Annotated in this window: 16 protein-coding genes and 1 pseudogene; 14 read left to right on the forward strand and 3 right to left on the reverse strand. The window is 71.1% G+C overall.

Features of this window, described 5'->3' with window-relative positions; all coding sequences use genetic code 11:
• From AAHF99_RS21955 to AAHF99_RS21995, 9 genes and pseudogenes are all read left to right on the forward strand, one after another.
• A pseudogene (locus tag AAHF99_RS21955) lies at positions 1-126 on the forward strand (IS481 family transposase); the annotation flags it as partial.
• A 269-nt stretch (positions 127-395) separates the two neighbouring features.
• Positions 396-896, forward strand: a complete 501-nt coding sequence (locus AAHF99_RS21960) for a hypothetical protein (RefSeq protein ID WP_050735132.1) — start codon at positions 396-398, stop codon at positions 894-896.
• Positions 897-1368: 472 nt separating this feature from the next.
• Entirely contained in the window at positions 1369-1539 is a 171-nt protein-coding gene (locus tag AAHF99_RS21965) for a hypothetical protein (RefSeq protein ID WP_160320619.1), read from the forward strand.
• Between the two features lie 92 nt (positions 1540-1631).
• On the forward strand, positions 1632-2831 hold the full coding sequence (locus tag AAHF99_RS21970; protein ID WP_342166590.1) for a hypothetical protein: 1200 nt from the start codon (positions 1632-1634) through the stop codon (positions 2829-2831).
• The gene (locus tag AAHF99_RS21975) at positions 2831-3526 is read left to right on the forward strand and encodes a TnsA endonuclease N-terminal domain-containing protein (protein ID WP_050735134.1); all 696 of its coding nucleotides are present in this window, start codon (positions 2831-2833) and stop codon (positions 3524-3526) included. The genes AAHF99_RS21970 and AAHF99_RS21975 overlap by 1 nt, the downstream gene beginning before the upstream one ends.
• Complete coding sequence (locus tag AAHF99_RS21980; protein WP_050735135.1) at positions 3523-3744, forward strand: hypothetical protein; 222 nt, start codon at positions 3523-3525, stop codon at positions 3742-3744. The genes AAHF99_RS21975 and AAHF99_RS21980 overlap by 4 nt, the downstream gene beginning before the upstream one ends.
• Positions 3726-5987, forward strand: coding sequence for a DDE-type integrase/transposase/recombinase (locus AAHF99_RS21985; protein ID WP_050735136.1), 2262 nt, complete (start codon positions 3726-3728; stop codon positions 5985-5987). Before AAHF99_RS21980 ends, AAHF99_RS21985 begins: the two co-directional genes overlap by 19 nt.
• A gap of 10 nt (positions 5988-5997) precedes the next feature.
• Complete coding sequence (locus AAHF99_RS21990) at positions 5998-7125, forward strand: ATP-binding protein (RefSeq protein WP_050735137.1); 1128 nt, start codon at positions 5998-6000, stop codon at positions 7123-7125.
• 10 nt (positions 7126-7135) lie between these two features.
• Positions 7136-8995 carry a TniQ family protein gene (locus AAHF99_RS21995; RefSeq protein ID WP_050735138.1) on the forward strand — a complete coding sequence of 620 codons (1860 nt, stop codon included), beginning with the start codon at positions 7136-7138 and terminating at the stop codon, positions 8993-8995.
• Positions 8996-9779: 784 nt separating this feature from the next.
• On the opposite strand, the gene AAHF99_RS22000 is transcribed toward AAHF99_RS21995, so the two are convergent.
• Positions 9780-9995: a DUF1289 domain-containing protein gene (locus AAHF99_RS22000; protein ID WP_050735139.1), complete on the reverse strand. Its 216-nt coding sequence runs from the start codon at positions 9993-9995 to the stop codon at positions 9780-9782.
• 87 nt (positions 9996-10082) lie between these two features.
• Here AAHF99_RS22000 and AAHF99_RS22005 point away from each other — a divergent pair, with 87 nt between their 5' ends.
• Together AAHF99_RS22005 and AAHF99_RS22010 are read left to right on the forward strand one after the other, a co-directional pair.
• The gene (locus AAHF99_RS22005) at positions 10083-10361 is read left to right on the forward strand and encodes a metal/formaldehyde-sensitive transcriptional repressor (protein ID WP_342166591.1); all 279 of its coding nucleotides are present in this window, start codon (positions 10083-10085) and stop codon (positions 10359-10361) included.
• Between the two features lie 9 nt (positions 10362-10370).
• Positions 10371-11495 carry a nickel/cobalt efflux transporter gene (locus AAHF99_RS22010; RefSeq protein ID WP_342166592.1) on the forward strand — a complete coding sequence of 375 codons (1125 nt, stop codon included), beginning with the start codon at positions 10371-10373 and terminating at the stop codon, positions 11493-11495.
• A 299-nt stretch (positions 11496-11794) separates the two neighbouring features.
• On the opposite strand, the gene AAHF99_RS22015 is transcribed toward AAHF99_RS22010, so the two are convergent.
• Positions 11795-13129 (reverse strand): MFS transporter, encoded by a 1335-nt coding sequence (locus tag AAHF99_RS22015; protein WP_050735160.1) that lies wholly within the window; start codon positions 13127-13129, stop codon positions 11795-11797.
• 8 nt (positions 13130-13137) lie between these two features.
• Complete coding sequence (locus tag AAHF99_RS22020; protein WP_050735142.1) at positions 13138-13410, reverse strand: metal-sensing transcriptional repressor; 273 nt, start codon at positions 13408-13410, stop codon at positions 13138-13140.
• A 107-nt stretch (positions 13411-13517) separates the two neighbouring features.
• On the opposite strand from AAHF99_RS22020, the gene AAHF99_RS22025 reads away from it, so the two are divergent.
• The 3 genes from AAHF99_RS22025 to AAHF99_RS22035 all read left to right on the forward strand — a co-directional run bounded on the left by AAHF99_RS22025 (position 13518) and on the right by AAHF99_RS22035 (position 18426).
• Positions 13518-13829, forward strand: a complete 312-nt coding sequence (locus AAHF99_RS22025) for a hypothetical protein (protein ID WP_050735143.1) — start codon at positions 13518-13520, stop codon at positions 13827-13829.
• Between the two features lie 70 nt (positions 13830-13899).
• On the forward strand, positions 13900-15129 hold the full coding sequence (locus tag AAHF99_RS22030; RefSeq protein WP_050735161.1) for an efflux RND transporter periplasmic adaptor subunit: 1230 nt from the start codon (positions 13900-13902) through the stop codon (positions 15127-15129).
• A 3-nt stretch (positions 15130-15132) separates the two neighbouring features.
• Positions 15133-18426, forward strand: a complete 3294-nt coding sequence (locus AAHF99_RS22035; protein ID WP_050735144.1) for an efflux RND transporter permease subunit — start codon at positions 15133-15135, stop codon at positions 18424-18426.
• Positions 18427-18898 lie beyond the last annotated feature (472 nt).

Consider the following 18898-nt stretch of genomic DNA (forward strand, 5'->3'; position numbering starts at 1 on the left):
TTTGGCCGCCGCCTCAAGATCCTGCGTGGCCTCACGCCCTACGAGGCTATCTGCAAAGCATGGTCCGCCGAGCCCGAACGCTTCAGGTCAAACCCGCTCCACCAAATGCCGGGACCAAACATCTAGGGTACGTCGACGGCCGCCCGCCGTTGGAGACAAGCGACACTCGGCCGGAGGATGACCCGGGGACGGGACGGACAAGGTTGGCCGGGGGCGCGACCCGGTTTTATTCAGCCACTCAACCGGGTCGACCGGGTCAGCTTCCGTTTACCACGTCCGGTGGACCTGGGCGAAAGAACTTGCGGCTGGGCGGGCACCCGGTCTATGGTCCGATCATCAGGTCGCGGAGCTCCTCCGGACCTGGATGCGGACCTGGACCTGGTCGGGGGTGCCGAATGGATGTGATCACCCAGATGTGCCAGGAGCGCGACCGGGCCCGGCAAGCCGCCGCGGACAGGACGCGGCAGCTTCAGGAGCTCATGTTGGAACACGTGAGCGCCATCGCGGCGGAGACCGCCAAGGCGGCCCGCCTCGACCAGATGATCGCGACCCTGCAGCAAGGGGCGGCATACGCCCCGGAACCGGCCCAGGCGGCCGACCAGGCCGAGACGAAAGCGGAGGCCCGGCCGGCGCCGGACGACGAGCCGGTACCGGACGAGGCCGAACGGATGCCGGCGCCGAAAGTCTCCGGCCTGGTCGCCCAGGTCATCGTCGACGCTCTCGCGAAGGCTGGCGCCAAGGGGTTGTCGGGGACTGAAGTCAACGACGCGGTCCGGGACGCCGGCTACACGCTCGATGCCTCGGAGAAAAATAAGACCCGTCTTAAGAATAAAAACCTCGTTTACCATGATCGGAAGGCACAACATTGGTATCTGAAAGATCCAACGAAGGCCTGAGCGTCATAAGATCAGTCTAGATCCAACAACTCATCAATTATCGAGGAGAATTTCGATGCGCAACCGATATCGCGCAGCCCTCCGCGCGCGCTCCCGCGACCCTCCGGGCCAGGCAGTGATCGTCGAGGCAAAATAAAAGCGCACGGCCCGATCCGGGCCGCACGCTTTGAGCTTGCCCGCTACGCAGCCGAAAGGCTGTAGCGGGTAAGGTCCGGCACGCCGGACGAGAGCTTGAGCCCTCTCGACCACGTCACCGCCGGACCTCGTGATCACGACCGCCGCATACCAAACCGGCCAACCACCGGGACAAGGCCGACATTCGAGACCGATGACGTATGCCAGCTCTCGCCTGCGAAAGCAAGCGGGCTGCGCTCCGCCTCCTCGGGATCCGCCGGCCCAAGCCGGCCGCGCCCGGACCGTCCCCGCGACGGATCCGGACCGGCCCCGCGCGACCCCATCCGAGGAGAGCACCATGAACGAGCCGTACCGCGTCGAGACCCTCACGGCCGACTTCCAGCCGCCCCTCGCCCCCCTGATCGACCGGGCCTTCGATGCCTGGGACGGGGACGTCGCCGCGCTGCTCGGCGTCCCGCGGGGGACGTTCGAGCCGGAGACCGAGGCCAGCGAGCCCACCGAGTTCTGAGCCGCCGCCGAAGCCCCGGCCTCCGGGCCGGGGTCACCGCCCATCCCACCACCAAGGCTGGCTCCGTCCGCCTTTCGAGGACCCGCGCGATCATGAAGCAGCTAGAACTCTTTCCCGCGACGACCGCCGACACCGACCGGCTCCGGGCCGAGATCCAGGCCCTCAACGAGATGACGGAGCGCGAGCGCGCCGCCGCGCTGCGCCGCCACCGTTACGTGCGGGCGGTCGAGGACCTCCCGCCAGGACGGCGGGGCGACCGCCACCTGCGGGTCGCGATCCGCGCCGTCTGCGAGCTGAGCGACGACGTCGATCCGCCCACGCCGCGCCAGGTCAGGGCATGGGAAGCGCGGCTCCGGGAGGCCGACGGCAACCCGGCCGGCCTCGCCCACCGGCGGATGGCGCGGTCGCCCCGGCAGCAGACCCACTGGGCCCCGTGGATCGGCGAGCTTGTCGACCAGGTCGTGGCCGAGGCCGACCCGCGCCGGGGCGTCACTCTGACGGCCATGGCCCGCCTCGCACAGGCGAGGTGCCTGGAAGCGTCGCATGCGCGGGGAGGCGCGGCCGCTGACGTTCCCGCTTTCCGCACCCTCGTGCGGATGGTGGGCGACCGTCTGCGTCCCCTGCAGCAGGCGTACCGGTTCCGGCACCTCTCGTGCGGGCGTCCTCTCGCCGAGGTCGTCGTCGCCCGGGAAGCCCTGCGGGTCGCCGTCCCGGAACTCGGCGCCGACCGCGTTCACCTGGTCACCGCACGCGACAGCTACAGCGGCGTGATCGTGGCGGCGGCGCTCGGCACCGCGCCGCCGGACGGGGAGGACCTGCTCGGCCTGTTCGGGGCGCAAACCGCGACGGCGGCCCCGGAGCCGCTCGGCGCCGCCCGCCTGTGCATGGGGCTGCCGGAGGTGATCGTGCTGGACCGGGATCCCGCCTTCCTCGGCGCCACGTTCCGGCATTCCGCGGCGGCGCTCGGCATCCGGCTGCACTTCGCCGCGGTCGACGATCCGGGCGCTCCCTGCCGGGTGGCGGGCCTGCAGCGCTGGCTGACGGCCCGGGGGGAGGTGGTCGAGGACGCAGGAGGCTTGATGGCGGCCGCGCACGCCTGGCTCGCCGATCTCGACGTCCGCCGCTCCGGACCGGACCGGTCGACCCCGCTGGACCGCTGGCAGGAGGGGGGCGCGCGCTATCCGATCCGGCTGTCGCCCGGGGCCACCCCCGCGATCCCGACCGGCGAGGAATCGGGTGGCGCCGACGCGGCCGAGGGACCTGACGGCCCTGACGCCCGGCGGAGGTCCTGATGCCGGCGACCCTGCGAAGCCGCCATGTCGGCAAGCCGAGCCCGTCGCGCCCGATCGTCACCGGCCGACGGGACTGCATCACGGGCGAGGTCCCATCCGGCAAGGCGGGGATGGGCTACCGCATGGTGGCCTACGAGGGCCTCCTCGCGCGGGACTTCATCCTGATCCTGGAGCAGGACGATGCCGTCCTGCGCTACCAGGAGGAGCCCGCACCCTTCCGTTGGCACGACGGCGTCCGGTGGCGCAGCTACACGGCCGACTTCGGCGTCGAGATCGACGACGGGCGGCGCCTCGCCGTCGAGGTCAAGCCGCGGAAGAGGGTGATCAGGCTGGGCTGGGACGGGATCCGGCACCGCATCGAGGCCGGCGCCAGGGCCGCCGGCTACGACGGCTTCGAGCTCTGGACCGAGGTCGAGATCGACGCGCTCCGCGTCGCGAACGCCGCGCTCGTCGCGAGCGAGCGCACCTTCATGGTCGACGAGGCGGAGCAGCACACCATGCGCGTGGTCCTCGACCGCTTCGGCGGCCGGGGTCTCGTCCGGGAACTCCGGGCGGCGTCGGGGCTCCAGGCCCGCGCCTTCCGGGCCGTCGTGGCCCTGGTCGCGCGCGGCGAGGCCGAGCTGGCCGACCCCGGCCGACCCTTCGACGACCACGCCATGATCCGCCGCCCCGCGAACCTCAGGAGTGCACCTTGAACAGGCTCGACCAGCAGTTCCGCCTTCCCATCGGCGCGGTCGTCGTCGTCGACGGCGTCCCCTACGCCTCCGTCGCCCGCGAGCGGGCGGGCCTCGCCCTGCGCAGGCTCGCGGGCGGTTCCGAGACCGTCTTGCTGAGCGACGCCGTCCTGGTGGACCTCCACCGCGGCGGGAGGGTGCGCATGGCGGGACCCGGCGCATGCGGGGGGCTGCGCTGACCATGGGCGCGTGCCAGATCCGTCTCCAAGCGGACGCGCTCGTCATCGTCGAGGGCGTCTACCACAAGGTGCTCTCGCGCGACGAGGCCGGCGTCACGCTGCGCACGCTCGGGGCGAGGCCGGTCACGGTCACGAAGACCCATGCCGAGTTGGCCGACCTCTACTTCGGCGAGCCCAGGCGGCTCCAACTGGTGGAGGACACCGCCGCCGGGCTCCCCCAAGGCGTCAGGGACAACCTCCTTCGCAACATCGACACCTTCGACGTTCGCCAGCAGGACGCGGCGCTGATGCGCCTCGACTACGTGCAGGCCTGCGACCGGTGCTTCGCCGAGCGGACCCATAGGAAGGTCCCGAAGGGCTACGCCGATATCGCGAGGCTCGTCGCGGCCGAGCGCCGGCAGCGGGCCATCGAGAACGAGGGCTCCCATCCCGACGACGTGCCGCTCGAACGGGTGAGCGGCTCCTCGCTGAAGGGTTGGTACGGGCGTTGGCGCAAGGGCGGCAAGTCCATCGTGGCGCTGATCCCGCTGGACGACCTGAAGGGACGGGCGGGTTTCCGCCTCGATCCCGAGGTCGAGATGATCATCGCGGAGCGCGTGCGCGAGGACTGGCTCACCCGGAACGGACCGCCGCTGAGCCATGTCATCGTCTTCATCCAGGGCAGGATCGAGCGCGAGAACAAGACGCGCACCGTGCCCTTCGACGTGCCCGATGGCATGACGATCCGGCGTTGGGTGAAGGCGAACGTCAGCCAGTTCGACGTGATCTACCATCGCGAGGGCCCCGCGGCGGCGGAGCAGGCCTTCCGGCACGTCAAGAAGGCCCCCCAGGCGACGCGGCCGCTCGAAATCGTCGAGGTCGACCACACGCCGCTCGACGTGCTGGTCCTGGAGGGCGACGGCACGCCGGCGCGGGACCGGCGCCGCAAGGACAAGCGCACGAGGCGGGTCTGGCTCACGGTCGCGATCTGCGCCGCGACCCGCATGATCGTGGGATTCCACCTCAGTGACGAGCGTCCCTCCTGGACTTCGGTGATGCACTGCCTGCGCATGGCGGTGCTGCCGAAGGACCTGACCGGCATCCGGGTCGACACGGCGTGGCCCGTGTTCGGCGTGCCGGAGGTCGTCAAGCTCGATAACGGGAAGGAATTCCACTCCCGGTCGATGAAGGCGGCCGCCGGACAGCTGCGGTTCGAGCTCCGCTACATGCCCCGGCGCAAGCCCCACCTGAAGGGCAAGGTCGAGCGCGCCCTCGGCACCATCGCGCGCGACTTCTGCGCCTACCTTCCCGGCCGGACCTTCCGCGACGTGCGCGAGCGCGGCGACTACGACAGCGTCGGGCAGGCCGCCCTGACCCTGGCCCAACTCGTCGAGTTCTTCACGATCTGGGTCGTCGACATCTACCACAACCGCAAGCATGGCGGGCTGCTCGGACGAACGCCCCTGCTGCGCTGGCAGGACCTGGCGGGCTACGGCACGCGCCTGCCGCCGTCGGCCGACGACCTCGACCCGCTCATCGCCCTGGTGGTCCCGCGGACCATTCAGCGGAACGGGATCACCTTCCTCGGCCTCACCTACCAGTCCGACGAACTGAAGGGCGTCCGTCGCAGGAAGGGCTTCCACTTCGGCGACGAATTCCTCGTCAAGGCCGACGCGTCCGATCTCGGCCACCTCCTCGTCCTGGTGGACGAGGAGGCCGGTTGGATCAAGGTCCCTTGCGAGGACGGGTTGGCCGACGGGACCTCCCTGGCGGAGTGGCGAGACGTGGTCCGCACGGCGCGTCGGATGACGCAGGAAGGCCAGCGCGTCGCTCGCGCGACGCTCGTCCGCGCGATGGAGCTGTTGCGCGCCGAATGCCGCAAGGCCGGCGTCAAGCCGAAGCGCCTGGCGAGCGCCGACGTCGACTGGTTCCGCGACCACGCCGACGACCCGATGTTCGAGGTCGCCTGGGACGTCGCGGACGAGGGCGCCCACGAGGAAGAGCGGCTGCGGACCCGGCGCCCGCGGAAGGCCGCGCCGCCGGCCGCGGCCGACGCGGCACCCGCGCCCCGGGTCGGGCAGGGTGGCCGCAAGACCGCGCCGCGCCCGGCCAGCGCCCCGCAGGACGCCCCGCAGGACGCCGCGCCGGCGGCCCGGCCGGCCGGTCCGAGGCCCGTCGCCGCCGAGGCCGATCCGCGGAGCGTGACGGCGGACGTCGGCGCCGAGTTCGACCCCGACGATCCCGACAACTGGACTGCCGAGTGAGGGCCATCGCATGCCGCAAAGCCAGGACGGGGAGACCTTCCGCCCCGACGTCACCATCCTTCCCGGCCCCCAGGCCGCCCCGGTCCGCCGTGAGCGGTTCGCGATCCGCTTGAGCCCGCAGGACCTCGAACGGCGGGCCTGGAAGCGACGCGTCGACACCATCCACGTCAACACCGACGTGGTGATCAAGACCGTCGCGCGCTTCGACGAGATGCTCAAGGACCTCGGCGACGATGTCGAGGGTCAGTGCCTCGTCATCCCGGCCGCTTCCGGGGCCGGGAAGTCGCATCTGCTCGCCCGGTTGCAGCTCCGCCCGGCGCTCGTGCCGTTCCGCGACGAGTTCGGCCCCGTGCGGCCGCTGGTCTACATCAAGGCGCCGAGCCCCTGCACGCTGAAGACGCTGGGTCTCGCGCTGTACCTCGCCATGACGGAGAAGGAGCTCAGCGCCAACCTGAAGGAGCACGATATCTGGACCCGGGTGCGCCACCAGATGCACGCCCAACTCGTCTCCATCATCATGATCGACGAATTCCACCATGCCTTCCGCGGACGCACCGGTGACGAGCGGCGCACCCTGGTCGAGACGCTGAAGAACCTCGTCATCCCGGATCCGGACGATCCGCTTCGGCCGCCCGGTGCGGAGTTGCGCCCCGTCTCCCTCGTGCTCTCGGGCATGCCCTGGCTCAAGAAGGTGCTGAAGGAGGATTTCCAGCTCCTCCGGCGCTGCGTCTTCAAGCCGATCAAGCCGCTGGGTCACTCGGAAGCCTGCGTGAAGAAGGCCACGAAATTCCTGTCGCTGGTCGAGGCAAGGCTCGGCTTCCCGGCCGCGTGCGGCCTGTCGGAGCACGACATGGTTCAGCGCATGCTCAAGGCTTCGAACGGCTACACCGGTCGCATGATGCACCTCGTCAAGAAGGCGGCCTTCCGCGCCATCCAGTCGGGCAAGCCGAGCATCGGGCAGGTCGACCACCTCGGCTTCGTCTTCGAGGAGATCTTCGAGCTCGGTCCGCGCAGGAACCCGTTCCTGGTGGTCGACATCTCGACCCTGCCGAAGATGAAGGAGATCGAGTTCGAGAGGCTCACGCGCCTGACGGGGACCGCCGAGGCCGGGGTCGAGACGCAAGCCGACGACGCGTAGGGGGAAACCGATGCGGCTGACCATCATCCCGCCCGTCATCGACGGGGAATCCGCCGCGGCGCACCTGCTGCGCGCCTTCGACGTCAACGGCGAGCCGTGGAGCCGCGAACGCCTCAGGACCGCGGGCCATTCCATGAGCGACATCCTGCAGGGCCGCGCCGCCGGCCCCCTCGCGGATCGGCTCGGCCGTGGCGAGGACGCGTTCCGGGGTTGGACGCCCACCGAGATCACCAAGAAAAAGGTCGTGATCGCGGACGAGGTGGTCCACCGGGACGATTGGACGACGAACGTGCGGCGGTGGTGCCCCTGCTGTTGGCAGGACGACCTTCGCAGGACGCCGTCGGGACGACACGCGCACTGGAACATCCACCGGCGCTTCTGGTGGGACGTGGCCGCCGTCGGCACCTGTCCCCTCCATCATGTCCGCCTGGAGGGGTCCTGCCCGATTTGCCGGACGGGCGTCACCTGGGAAGCCGGCTCACTGACCCGTTGCAGGAACGGCCATTCCCTTCTCGCCTGCGACGGCGCCAGGGTCCCGCCCGCGACGACGCTGGCGGACGCCTACGTGGTCGGCCGCCTCGGCGGCATGGCCCGGACCAGCGTGCCCCTCCTCGACGGCCTGACGCTCGCCGAGGCCTGCGACGCCATGGAGCGGTTCGGCGTCGCCCTGCTCGGGGGCGCCGACGGGGCCCTCTCGAAGTTTCCGGCGGAGCGCCATCCGGAGGTGTTCTCGGCCGGTCTCGCCGCCGCCCGGGACTGGCCGCACGCCTTCGACGCCCTGCTCGACGGGATGGCCAGAGCCGACCATGTCGGCCTCGGCGCCTGGGGGGCCGAACAGGTCTATGGCTACCTGTATCTCTGGGCGAAGCGGCTGCCGGCGGGAGCGAGCGGGGATGCGGTTCGGGCGGCCCTATACGCGCATCACGCCGGTCGGGGCCCGGTTCACAAGACCTCGGTGGTGATCCGGCATGCCGACGTCCCGTTGGTCAGCCTCGCCGACATCGCCGCGGAATGCGGCCGAAGGCCGGAGTTCATCGCCGGCTACGTCAAGGCCCTGGGCGCCTGGCCGCAACGGACGAGGAGGGGTACGCCCATCGGCATCGCCCGCGAGACCGCCGCCCAGATCCGGGCGATCCTCGACCGCGCGCTCCGCGCGGAGGATCTGCCGGCGGCGCTCGGGCTGGCGAAGCGCCAGACGCGGATGTTGGTCGCGGCGCGGATCGTTCCGCCCGCCGAGATCCACGCGCGCGCCGGCATCAAGGCCGACGTCTTCGACCGGGATGCCGTGGCCGCCGTGCTATCCCGGATCCGTGGTTCGGCGCCGACCGTCGGGGCCATGCCCGCCGGCCTCCTTCCGCTCGCGCGAGCCAGCCAGCACGGCAAGGTCGACGGCGTGCGCGGCACCTGCGACATGATCCTGGCCGGCCAGCTTCGGGTCAGGGCGGTCCTGCGGGACGTACCCGGCCTCGCGGGCTTCCTGGTCGACCCGGAGGACATCAGGGTCGCGCGGCGTTCGCGCGAAGGTGGGGGTCTCACCCTCGAAGAGGTCGGCCGGCGGCTCACGGTCCCGACGGACAGCGTCGGCCTGATCGTCCGGGCAGGCCTCATGGCGGGGACAGCAATGCCGTGCGGGGAGATCCTGGTGCGGGACGATGCGCTCGCGGCTTACGAGGCCGAGTACGCCACCACGGGTGCGCTCGCCAGGGAGATGGGATCCGGCGCGCGGTGGGTGCGGGAAGCCTTGGATCGGGCCGGCGTCAGGCCAGCCTTCGCGATCACGGGCCGAAAGACCACGACGGTATGGCGCCGGATGGATGTCCCGACGGACCTTCGGCGCCGCATCGCAAGGACCCACACGCCGCGACCCTAGGAGCACGCCGGGACCGCCGTGCCGCGCGAGCGCCGTCGGCGCAAAGCCATGAGCGGGGCGATGAGGATCTGCGCGGGGCGTCGACCGAGGAAGGATGTGACGTCGTCTTGGTTCGGGGACCCCGTCGCCTTCCAGGGGACGTGAACAGATCGGATCATCGCCGCGACCGTGATCGCGGCGGCGGCCCACCGGTTCGGCTGGCGCGGCCTCGCGCTCGGATCCGTCCTCGGTGCGACCGGCGTCGCGGTGCTGGCGGCGCTGGCGGCGCTGCAGGCGGCGACCTGCCGGATCGCCCGGCATTGGCTGGATCGGATCTCCGTCCTGCCGCCGCTCGGGTTCGGCCTCCAACGCGCTTATGAGATCACCGCCGGCCTGCGAGGCCGAGACGGTGCCGACGTCCACCCTCGCGGTCAGGCTTTCACCTGCCCATCGACGCCGGCGGGCTCGGTTCGCGCCTCGGGCATCGGCAGCGGCGGGGCTGGTCAGCCTCGTGGTCTGGCCCGGCGTGTCCCGGCGCAAAAAGACGGCGACCGCGACCGCCGGAAACGGATCGGGGCTCGCCGTCCTCGTCCGCCGGGCTTGCTGCTGCGGGATGGAGCGCATCGTCCGACGCATGCCGCCCGACGTGCCGGACGCAATCGCGGCGGTGACGGTCACCGGTCACGACGCCTTTCGATTCCGGCTCGGCTACACTGGGGTGGCTTGACGGGGCGTCCGGCTGGACGAAACCCATGTCGGGGACGATCTGACCGGGGCCGCCGTTCCGCCCGGCAGATCCTGCGATCTAGGAGCGGCTCGGGGTCCTGCCGGGCTCGGCTTCGACCTGCGCGACGGCGACCTGCCGAACGCGCCGCGGCAGTTCGCGAGCGAGGGCGGCCTTCCTGTACGGCGTCATCTTCCGCCACGCGCGTATTTCCGGGACCGTGCGGCCGCAACCGAGGCACCAGCCGGTCCGCCCATCCCACTGGCAAACCCCGATGCAGGGGTCGTCCTTCCTCATGCTAGGGCCTCCCCGCCACGCGACGCATCGGTCGCTGGACACAGATAGGGTACCCCCCTATGTATTGCGAGGACGAGGACGCCATTCATGGCTCACACGATCAAGGACAGGACCAAGCTGCTGGCGCGGGTGCGCCGGATCAAGGGACAGGCGGAGGCCGTCGAGCGGGCTCTGGAGGCCGAACTCGGCTGCGCCGACGTCCTGATGCTGGTCGCCTCGATGCGCGGGGCGATCAACGGGCTGACCGCCGAGCTGATGGAAGACCATATCCGCCACCACGTCGTGAACCCGGACGCCGAGCCGGACGCCGAGCGCGCCCGGGGCGCGGCCGAGCTGATCGAGGTGGTGCGGACCTACCTCAAGTGACGAGCCCCCATGACCTCCTTGCCTGACCTGCTTCAGCAAGGGACCGCGCATGCCTGGCTGTTCGTGCCGAGCGCGATCCTGCTCGGCGCCCTGCACGGGCTGGAGCCCGGTCATTCGAAGACGATGATGGCGGCCTTCATCATCGCGGTCCGGGGCACGGTCACGCAGGCCATCCTGCTCGGGCTGGCCGCCACGCTCTCGCACACCGCGGTCGTCTGGGTGATCGCGCTGGGCGGACAGTATCTCGGCCAGGAATGGGGTGGCGACACGGCCGAGCCGTATTTCCAGCTGGCGTCGGCGGTGCTCATCGTCGGCATCGCGCTCTGGATGGCGTGGCGGACCTGGCGCGAGCAGCACCACGGTCACCATCATCACCATGGCGAGCACCGGCACGTCGTGACCGGCGACGGCCGGTTGACGCTGGAGGTGTACGAGGACGGCGTGCCGCCGCGCTGGCGCCTCCGGGCCGGGACGGGTCCGCTGCCCGCGCCGGGTGCGGTCACCGTCGAGACGGTCCGTCCGGACGGCGGGCGGCAGACGTTCGCCTTCGCCGATGGGGGCGACTTCCTGGAGAGCCTGGAGGAGATCCCCGAGCCGCACGCCTTCACGGCGCGACTGCGCCTTGACGGGCCCGCGGGTGCGGAAACCCACGAGGTCGCGTTCGAGGAGCAGGATCACGACCACGGTCACATGAACCTGGGCGACGAGGACGACGCCCATGCCCGAGCGCATGCGGAGGACATCCGGCGGCGCTTCGCCGGGCGTCAGGTGACGACGGGACAGATCGTGCTGTTCGGGCTGACCGGCGGCCTGATCCCGTGCCCGGCCGCCATCACGGTCCTGCTCCTGTGCATCCAGCTCAAGCAGTTCAGCCTCGGCTTCGCGCTGGTCGTCTGCTTCAGCATCGGCCTCGCGGTCACGATGGTCTCGGCCGGGGTGCTGGCCGCCCTCAGCGTCAAGCACGTCGCGTCGCGGTGGTCCGGGTTCGGTGCCTTCGCCCGTCGGGCGCCCTACGCCTCGGCAGCCCTGATCGTGCTCGTCGGCCTCTACACCGGCTGGCTTGGCTGGCAGGGCATCCATCCCGACCCCGCGGCGCACGCGGTCGGGATCGACCCATCGATCAGCCCATCGTAAGCGCGGTCCCGGCGGGCTTGGTCGCCCCGCCGGTCCTCGCCGCGAAAGCCCACAGCCGTCGAAGCGCCGGTGCATCGGCGGATGTGGCCGAGATGGACGCGGCTGCCCGCTCGGAGCGAACCGGTCGAGCCTCCTGACGCGTGGGGCAAGTCGACGGACTGACCGGGCTGCCACTGCGAAGACCCGCATGGCGGGGTTCCGGCGGCGCATAGCCCCGCACCTTCGCCATTCGGTTAGAGCCGCGGCGCGTGGCATCCACGGCCTCGGGACCGAAGCGCCCGACGAACATCCGGGTCGGTTCATCCCGGCCGGGCCGCGGGCCAGCGTTGGTGCAGGTCGTCGATGACGAAGGCGTGGGCATGCCGGCGCGTCCCGACGCCGTCCAGGTGCGGATGGCCAAATTCGAGGCCGGGGTGCGCGTGCTCGACGACGTCCGGGTCCGAGGCCGGCCAGAGCGCCGCCGCCGCGGCGACGGCGACCAAGGTCAGCGCGCCCAGCACCGCCAGCGTGACCGGCATGCCCGCCTTCGCGCCGAGCCAGCCGGCAAGTGGATAGGTCAAGAGCCAGGCGACGTGCGAGAGCGCGAACTGGGCGGCGAACACGGCCGGGCGGTCGCCGGGCGTCGCGGAGCGCCGGAGCAGCCGTCCGGTCGGGGTCTGCGCGGCGGAGTACCCGATCCCGAGCGCCAGCCAGGCGGCCAGCAGCATAGGCCAGCCGATGACGCCGCCCCAGGTCGTAGCGGCAAAGCCGAGCAGCACGACGCCGAGGAACGCCGCCGCCGGGAGCATGACCGTGCGGTCGGGCAGCCGGTCGAGCACCCGCGGCAGCAGCAGAGCCGCCAGCATCGAGCCGCCCCCGAACAGCCCGAGCGCCACCGCGACGTCGTTCTGGGGCCGTTGCAGGAGGGCCTGCACGATCACCACCGTGTTGACGATGACCATGGAGCCGGCCGCCGCCACCGCGAGGTTCAGGGCGAGAAGCCCGCGCAGCCGCGGCGTGGCGAGGTAGATCCGCAGCCCCCGCATGGTGCGCTCGTACACCCCCGCTTGGCGCTCGGGCGGCGTCGGGGACGGGAGCGCCACCGAGACGACCAGGGCGGCCGAACACAGGAATCCGACGACCGTGCCGCCGAACAGCCAGTGGAAGTCGATGACCGTCAGCAGCAAGGCGGCCAGTGTCGGACTGAGCAGGTTCTCCAGGTCGTAGGCGAGGCGCGAGAGCGACAGCGCCCGGGTGTAGTCACGCTCGTCCGGGAGGATGTCCGGGATGGTCGCCTGGAAGGTCGGCGTGAAGGCCGCCGAGCAGGCTTGCAGCACGAACACCAGTAGGTAGACCTGCCAGACCTGGTCGACGAAGGGCAGGATCAGGGCGACGCCGGCCCGGACGAGGTCGGTCGCAACCAGGAAAGCGCGGCGGGGCAACTGCCCGGTGAAGGCGTTCGCGATGGGCGCCACCAGCACGTAGGCCACCATCTTGATGGCGAGCGCCGTGCCCAGCACCGCCCCGGCCTCTGCCCCGGCCAACCGGTAGGCGAGCAGGCCGAGGGCCACCGTCAGCAGGCCGGTGCCGACCAGGGCGATGACCTGCGCGGCGAACAGGTGCCGGTAGGTGCGGTTCGCGAGGACGCTCAGCAACGGGGCCTTCACAGGTACTTGGCCAGCGCCTTGAACTCGGCCAGCGCCGCTTTGGCGGACTTGCCGCCGTCCGCGACGCCGTCGCCGATGCAGTGCTCCATGTGGTCCTCGATCAGCGTGCGCTTCGCGTTGGCGATGGCGCTCTCGACCGCCTGCAACTGCTGGGCGAGGTCCACGCAGGGGCGGCCCTCCTCGATCATCGCGATGACGCCGGCGAGATGGCCGTGGGCGCGCCTCAGCCGCTTGATGATCTCCGGGTGGGAGGCGTGAACGTGATCCATGTTGACATGCTATCCCCCCGGAGGGGATAAGGGAAGGGTGTTCGACGCGCCGGGATGGACGGCGCTCGCCGGGAAGAGGGTGTCGGGTGTCATTCGGACGGCGTCTCATGACGGTGGCCGTCGCGTTGCTCCTGGCGGGCGTGACGGTGATGCCGTTGCTCGCCGAGGCCCGGCACGCGGCCTCCGGTCCCGTCGCGCTCGCCATGCCGCCGGTGGCGGGACAGGACCACGCCAAGGCCCACCAGGATGCCGATGACCTGGTCCACCACGCGCAATCGCACGCGCAGGGCGTGATGCCCGTCGCCGCCAAGGCTCCCGCGAGCGTGGCCACGTCGGCGGCGCGGTCGTTCGCCCGCCTGGACGACGTCTTCCGAGCCGGGGGCGGGGCGCAGGGACCGTTCGAGCCTCCGAGGGCCTGAGGCTTTCCGCCACTTCCCATCCTCGAACGACGGCGCCGTGCGCGTGCGGCCGCCCGTCCATGGCACCGACATGTCCAGACGTCTCATCCCCGTTCTGCTGGCCCTCGCCGGCGGCGTCCTGATCGCGACCTGGTGGCCCGGCGCTCCCGATGCGGTCCGCACCATGCTGGCGGGCGCCAGGGGGGCCGCCGCGCCTGCCAAGCCCGAACCGCACGCGGCGGCCGGTCCGGAGCCGGAGAGATCCGGCCTCGTCAAGCTGACGGACGACCAAGTCGGCAAAGCCGGCATCCGCACGGACGGGGTCGGTGGCGGGAACCTCTCGCGCCACCTGCACGTGCCGGGCACCATCGTCCCGAACGCCAACCTGACCGCCCGCATCGCGGTGAAGACCACCGGCACGGTGGTGGAGCTGCGCAAGGGGCTCGGCGACAAGGTCGCCAAGGGCGAGGTCGTGGCGCTCCTCGACAGCCGCGAGATCGCCGACGCCAAGGGAGAATACTTGGCGGCACGCGTGTCGGCCGCCCTGCAGAAGACGCTCTACGAGCGCGACAAGGAGCTCTGGGACAGGCGCATCTCGTCCGAGCAGCAGTACCTGCGCTCGCAGGCGAGCTACCAGGACCTGAAGGTCAAGGAGGACGCGGCCCGCCGCAAGCTGACCTTCCTCGGCCTCAGCCAAGCCGAGATCCAGGCGTTGCCGAACCAGCCGGAGGCGCAGTTCGAGCGCCAGGAGATCCGCTCGCCGCTCGGTGGCAAGGTCGTGGAGCGGCGCGTCGACCTCGGGGCGGCCGTCGGCCGGGACAACCTGGAGACCGAGCTCTACAGCGTCGTAGACCTGTCGACGGTCTGGGTCGATCTCGCGGTGAGCCCCGGCGACCTGCCGCTGGTCCGCGAGGGCCAGGCGGTGGCCGTGCGGGCCGAGGCGACCGGCGAGGCCGCGCGCGGTCGCATCGTCATCATCGTGCCCGTCCTCGACCAGGCCACGCGCGCGGCGCGGGTCGTCGCGGAACTGGCCAACCCGGACGAGACCTGGCGGCCCGGGTCTTTCGTGGGTGCCGAGATCGTGATCTCCGACAAGCCGGTGCGGGTGCTCATCCCGGCCTCGGCCATCCAGACCTTGGAGGGCAGACCGAACGTCTTCGTGCGGGTGGCCGCGGGCTTCGAGGCTAGGCCGGTGAAGCTCGGGCGGTCGGACGACGCCGCCGTGGAGGTGACGGAGGGGCTGGAGCCCGGCGAGGCCGTGGCGGTGGCCAACACCTTCACGCTGAAGTCCGAGCTCGGCAAGGCCGCGGCGGAGGACTGAACCGTGATCCGCCCGATCCTCGCCTTCTCCGTCGCCAACCGCTACGCGGTCATCCTGGTGACGCTCATCGCCACCGCCTTCGGGGCCTGGTCGCTCGCGCGGCTGCCAATCGACGCGGTGCCGGACGTCACCAACAACCAGGTCCAGGTCAACGCCATCGCGCCGGCGCTGACGCCGGTCGAGATCGAGAAGCAGGTCACGGTCCTGGTCGAGCGGGCGCTCGCCGGCACGCCGGGCCTGGAGAGCTTGCGCTCCTTCTCGCGCAACGGCTTCGCCCAGCTCACGGCCGTGTTCAGCGACAAGGTCGACGTCTACTTCGCCAGGCAACAGGTGAACGAGCGCCTGGGCGAGGTGCGCAACACCCTGCCACCCGGGGTCGAGGTCAGGCTCGGGCCGATCTCGACCGGCCTCGGCGAGATTTACTGGTGGGCGGTCGAGTACCAGGCCGCCGGCGACGGCGCCCCGGTCCGCGATGGCCTGCCGGGCTGGCAGTCGGACGGCAGCTACCTGACGCCCGAGGGCGAGCGGCTGAGGTCCGACTTCGAGCGCACGGTCTACCTGCGCACGGTCCAGGATTGGATCATCCGGCCACAGATGAAGAGCGTGCCGGGCGTGGCCGGTGCCGATGCCATCGGCGGCTTCGTCAAGGAGTACCAGGTCAAGCCCGACCCGATGAAGCTCGTCGGCTACGGCCTGGGCTTCGCCGACCTGACCCGGGCCATCGGAGCCAACAACGTGACCCGAGGCGCCAACTACGTCGAGCGCAACGGCGAGGGCTATGTCGTCCGGGCCGGAGGGCTGATCGAGAACGTCGACCAGATCCGCGATGTCGTCGTGGCGACCCGGGCCGGGATACCGATCCTGGTGAGGGACGTCGCCGAGGTCGGGATCGGCCGCGAGCTCCGGACCGGCTCGGCCAGCGAGAACGGCCGCGAGGTCGTGCTGGGCACCGCCCTCATGCTCATCGGCGAGAACAGCCGAACCGTCTCGGCGGCCGCGGACGCCAAGATCAAGGAGATCAACAAGCTTCTCCCGCCGGGCATCCAGGCCCGGACGCTGCTCAGCCGGACCGACCTCGTCGACGCCACGATCCGGACGGTGTCCAGGAACCTGGCCGAGGGTGCGCTGCTGGTCGTCGCGGTGCTGTTCCTGGCGCTCGGCAACATCCGGGCGGCGATCATCACGGCCCTGGTCATCCCCGTCGCCATGATGCTGACGGCGACCGGCATGCTTGCGGGCCGCATCAGCGCCAACCTGATGAGCCTCGGCGCGCTCGACTTCGGGCTCATCGTCGACGGCGCGGTCATCATCGCCGAGAACAGCCTGCGCCACCTGGCCGAGCGCCAGCACGCGCTGGGACGGACGCTGAGCCTCGACGAGCGGCTGGAGACCGTGCGCGTCTCGGCCGAGGAGATGATCAAGCCGAGCGTCTACGGGCAGGCCATCATCATCCTGGTCTACGTGCCGCTGCTGACGTTCACCGGCGTGGAGGGCAAGACCTTCGCACCCATGGCGCTGACGGTGCTGATCGCGCTCGTGGCGGCCTTCGTGCTGTCCCTGACCTTCGTCCCGGCGATGGTCGCGACCTTCATCACCGGGCGGGTCGGCGAGGGCGACAACCTGCTGATCCGAGGACTGAAGGCGGCCTATCGACCGGTGCTGGGCGGGGCGGTCCGGACGCCCTTGGCTTTCATAGGCGGCGCGGTGGTCGTCCTCGGGCTGGCCGGGGCCCTGGCGACGCGGCTCGGCCAGGAGTTCACCCCGACGCTCGACGAGAAGAACATCGTCATGGAGGCGCGGCGCATCCCCTCGACGGCTATCTCGCAGTCGCAGGCCATGCAGCTCGGCGTCGAGGACGCCATGAGCAAGTTCCCGGAGGTGGCCTTCGTCTACTCGCGCTGCGGCACGCCCGACATCGCCGCCGACCCGATGCCGCCGAACGCCTGTGACACCTACCTGATCCTGAGGCCCCAAGCGGAGTGGCCGGACCCGTCCGAGGCGAAGGAATCGTTGATCGCCCGCATGGACGCCGAGGCGAAGCTGATCCCGGGCACGCTGCTCGGGTTCTCGCAGCCCATCCAGATGCGCTTCAACGAGCTGATCGCGGGCGTTCGCGACGACCTCGCGGTGAAGGTGTTCGGCGAGGAGTTCGGCCCGATGGTCGACGGCGCCCGCAAGATCGCCGGCATCCTGCGCAGCCTGGAGGGCGCCGCCGACGTGAAGGTCGAGGAGGCGGTCGGGCTGCCGTTCCTGGAGATCAAGGTCGACCGGCGCGAGATCGCCCGGCGCGGCTTGAGCATGGCGGACGTGCAGGACGTCATCGGCACGGCGGTCGGCGGCAAGGACGCCGGGCTGGTGTTCGAGGGCGACCGTCGCTTCGCCATCGTGGTCCGGTTGGCCGACGACGCCCGGGGCGACGTCGAGGCGTTGAGGAACCTGCCGGTGCCGCTACCGCCCTCGCAGGCCGCGCCCGCGCGGACGGGCACCGGGGTCCCGGCCGCTCCCGGGCCGGCCGGCGGTACGAGCGTGCCGCTGCGGCAGCTCGCCTCGTTCGCCTTGGGCGAGGGGCCGAACCAGGTGAGCCGCGAGAACGGCCGCCGCCGCGTCGTGGTCACCGCGAACGTGCGCGGGCGCGACATCGGCTCGCTGGTGGCCGAGGCGCAGGCGCGCATCGCCGCCGAGGTGCGGCTGCCGCCCGGTTACGAGGTGAAGTGGGGCGGGCAGTTCGAGAACCTGACGGCCGCTCGCCAGCGCTTGGCGGCGGTCGTGCCGGCCTGCTTCGCGCTGATCTTCCTCCTGCTCCTCGGGGCGCTAGGGTCCGGGCGCGACGCGCTGATCGTGTTCAGCGCCGTGCCGATGGCCCTGACCGGCGGCGTTGCGGCCCTGTGGCTGCGCGACATGCCCTTCTCGGTCTCGGCCGCGGTCGGGTTCATCGCGCTCTCGGGCGTCGCGGTCCTGAACGGCTTGGTGCTGCTGAACCACATCCGCGCGCTCGTGGCGGAGGGGACGGCGATTCCGGATGCCGTCCGCGAGGGCGCCCTGACCCGGCTGCGGCCGGTGGCTATGACGGCCTTGGTCGCCGCCCTGGGCTTCGTGCCGATGGCTTTGGCGACGGGCACAGGTGCGGAGGTGCAGCGGCCGCTGGCGACCGTCGTCATCGGCGGCTTGGCCAGCGCGACCGTCCTGACGCTGCTGGTCCTTCCGGCGCTCTACGTCCGGTTCGGCAAGGCCAAGGCGTCCCTCCCGTCCGCTCCACGAGGCCATGTCGTGGCGTGGGCCGACCCACGAACACCTTAGCCGGACGGCCCCGCGAGCGGTCGGATCGGGGCGTCCGCATCGCGGCGGGACAAGGTTCCGGGCAAATCGGGACAAGCTGTGTTGAGAGCGCCGCTGTCGCGGTGCTGCAAACGGGACAAGCTTTCTTGAGAGCGTGTCCTGCGCAGCCGCGCGCAAGGATCGGCATCACCGAGGTTGCCACGGACCGAGTGAGACGGCGCGCACGCGGCGGGACGACGTAACCCGATGTGTGCCGCCGCCATTCAACGCCTTTGGGAACGCCTGGTCTCGGCTCGCGTCCCGCCACCGTGGCTCGACGGATCGAGGCCAGATCCATGGCCACGAGCGGCTGTCCGCCCGGACTTCCGACCGGCTCGGATGAAAGGTCGCCGCCCGTCACCCCTACTCGAAAGCCCCTTGGCATCGCACGGGACAAGTCGGCGGTAGAGGCTTCTGAGCCAGGCTCATTCCGGCAAGCGCCGCCTTCCTAGCC

The sequence above is a fragment of the Methylobacterium litchii genome, from assembly GCF_038442315.1.
GTDB lineage: Bacteria > Pseudomonadota > Alphaproteobacteria > Rhizobiales > Beijerinckiaceae > Methylobacterium > Methylobacterium litchii.

Bases quoted from the DNA above. Each gene is read 5' to 3' on its own strand.
- AAHF99_RS22010 (WP_342166592.1), top strand. From the start codon at position 10,371: ATGACCTCCTTGCCTGACCTGCTTCAGCAAGGGACCGCGCATGCCTGG.
- AAHF99_RS22000 (WP_050735139.1), bottom strand. From the start codon at position 9,995: ATGAGGAAGGACGACCCCTGCATCGGGGTTTGCCAGTGGGATGGGCGG.
- AAHF99_RS21970 (WP_342166590.1), top strand. From the start codon at position 1,632: ATGAAGCAGCTAGAACTCTTTCCCGCGACGACCGCCGACACCGACCGG.
- AAHF99_RS21960 (WP_050735132.1), top strand. From the start codon at position 396: ATGGATGTGATCACCCAGATGTGCCAGGAGCGCGACCGGGCCCGGCAA.
- AAHF99_RS21965 (WP_160320619.1), top strand. From the start codon at position 1,369: ATGAACGAGCCGTACCGCGTCGAGACCCTCACGGCCGACTTCCAGCCG.
- AAHF99_RS21985 (WP_050735136.1), top strand. From the start codon at position 3,726: ATGCGGGGGGCTGCGCTGACCATGGGCGCGTGCCAGATCCGTCTCCAA.
- AAHF99_RS22005 (WP_342166591.1), top strand. From the start codon at position 10,083: ATGGCTCACACGATCAAGGACAGGACCAAGCTGCTGGCGCGGGTGCGC.
- AAHF99_RS21975 (WP_050735134.1), top strand. From the start codon at position 2,831: ATGCCGGCGACCCTGCGAAGCCGCCATGTCGGCAAGCCGAGCCCGTCG.
- AAHF99_RS21995 (WP_050735138.1), top strand. From the start codon at position 7,136: ATGCGGCTGACCATCATCCCGCCCGTCATCGACGGGGAATCCGCCGCG.
- AAHF99_RS22025 (WP_050735143.1), top strand. From the start codon at position 13,518: ATGACGGTGGCCGTCGCGTTGCTCCTGGCGGGCGTGACGGTGATGCCG.
- AAHF99_RS22030 (WP_050735161.1), top strand. From the start codon at position 13,900: ATGTCCAGACGTCTCATCCCCGTTCTGCTGGCCCTCGCCGGCGGCGTC.
- AAHF99_RS22020 (WP_050735142.1), bottom strand. From the start codon at position 13,410: ATGGATCACGTTCACGCCTCCCACCCGGAGATCATCAAGCGGCTGAGG.
- AAHF99_RS21990 (WP_050735137.1), top strand. From the start codon at position 5,998: ATGCCGCAAAGCCAGGACGGGGAGACCTTCCGCCCCGACGTCACCATC.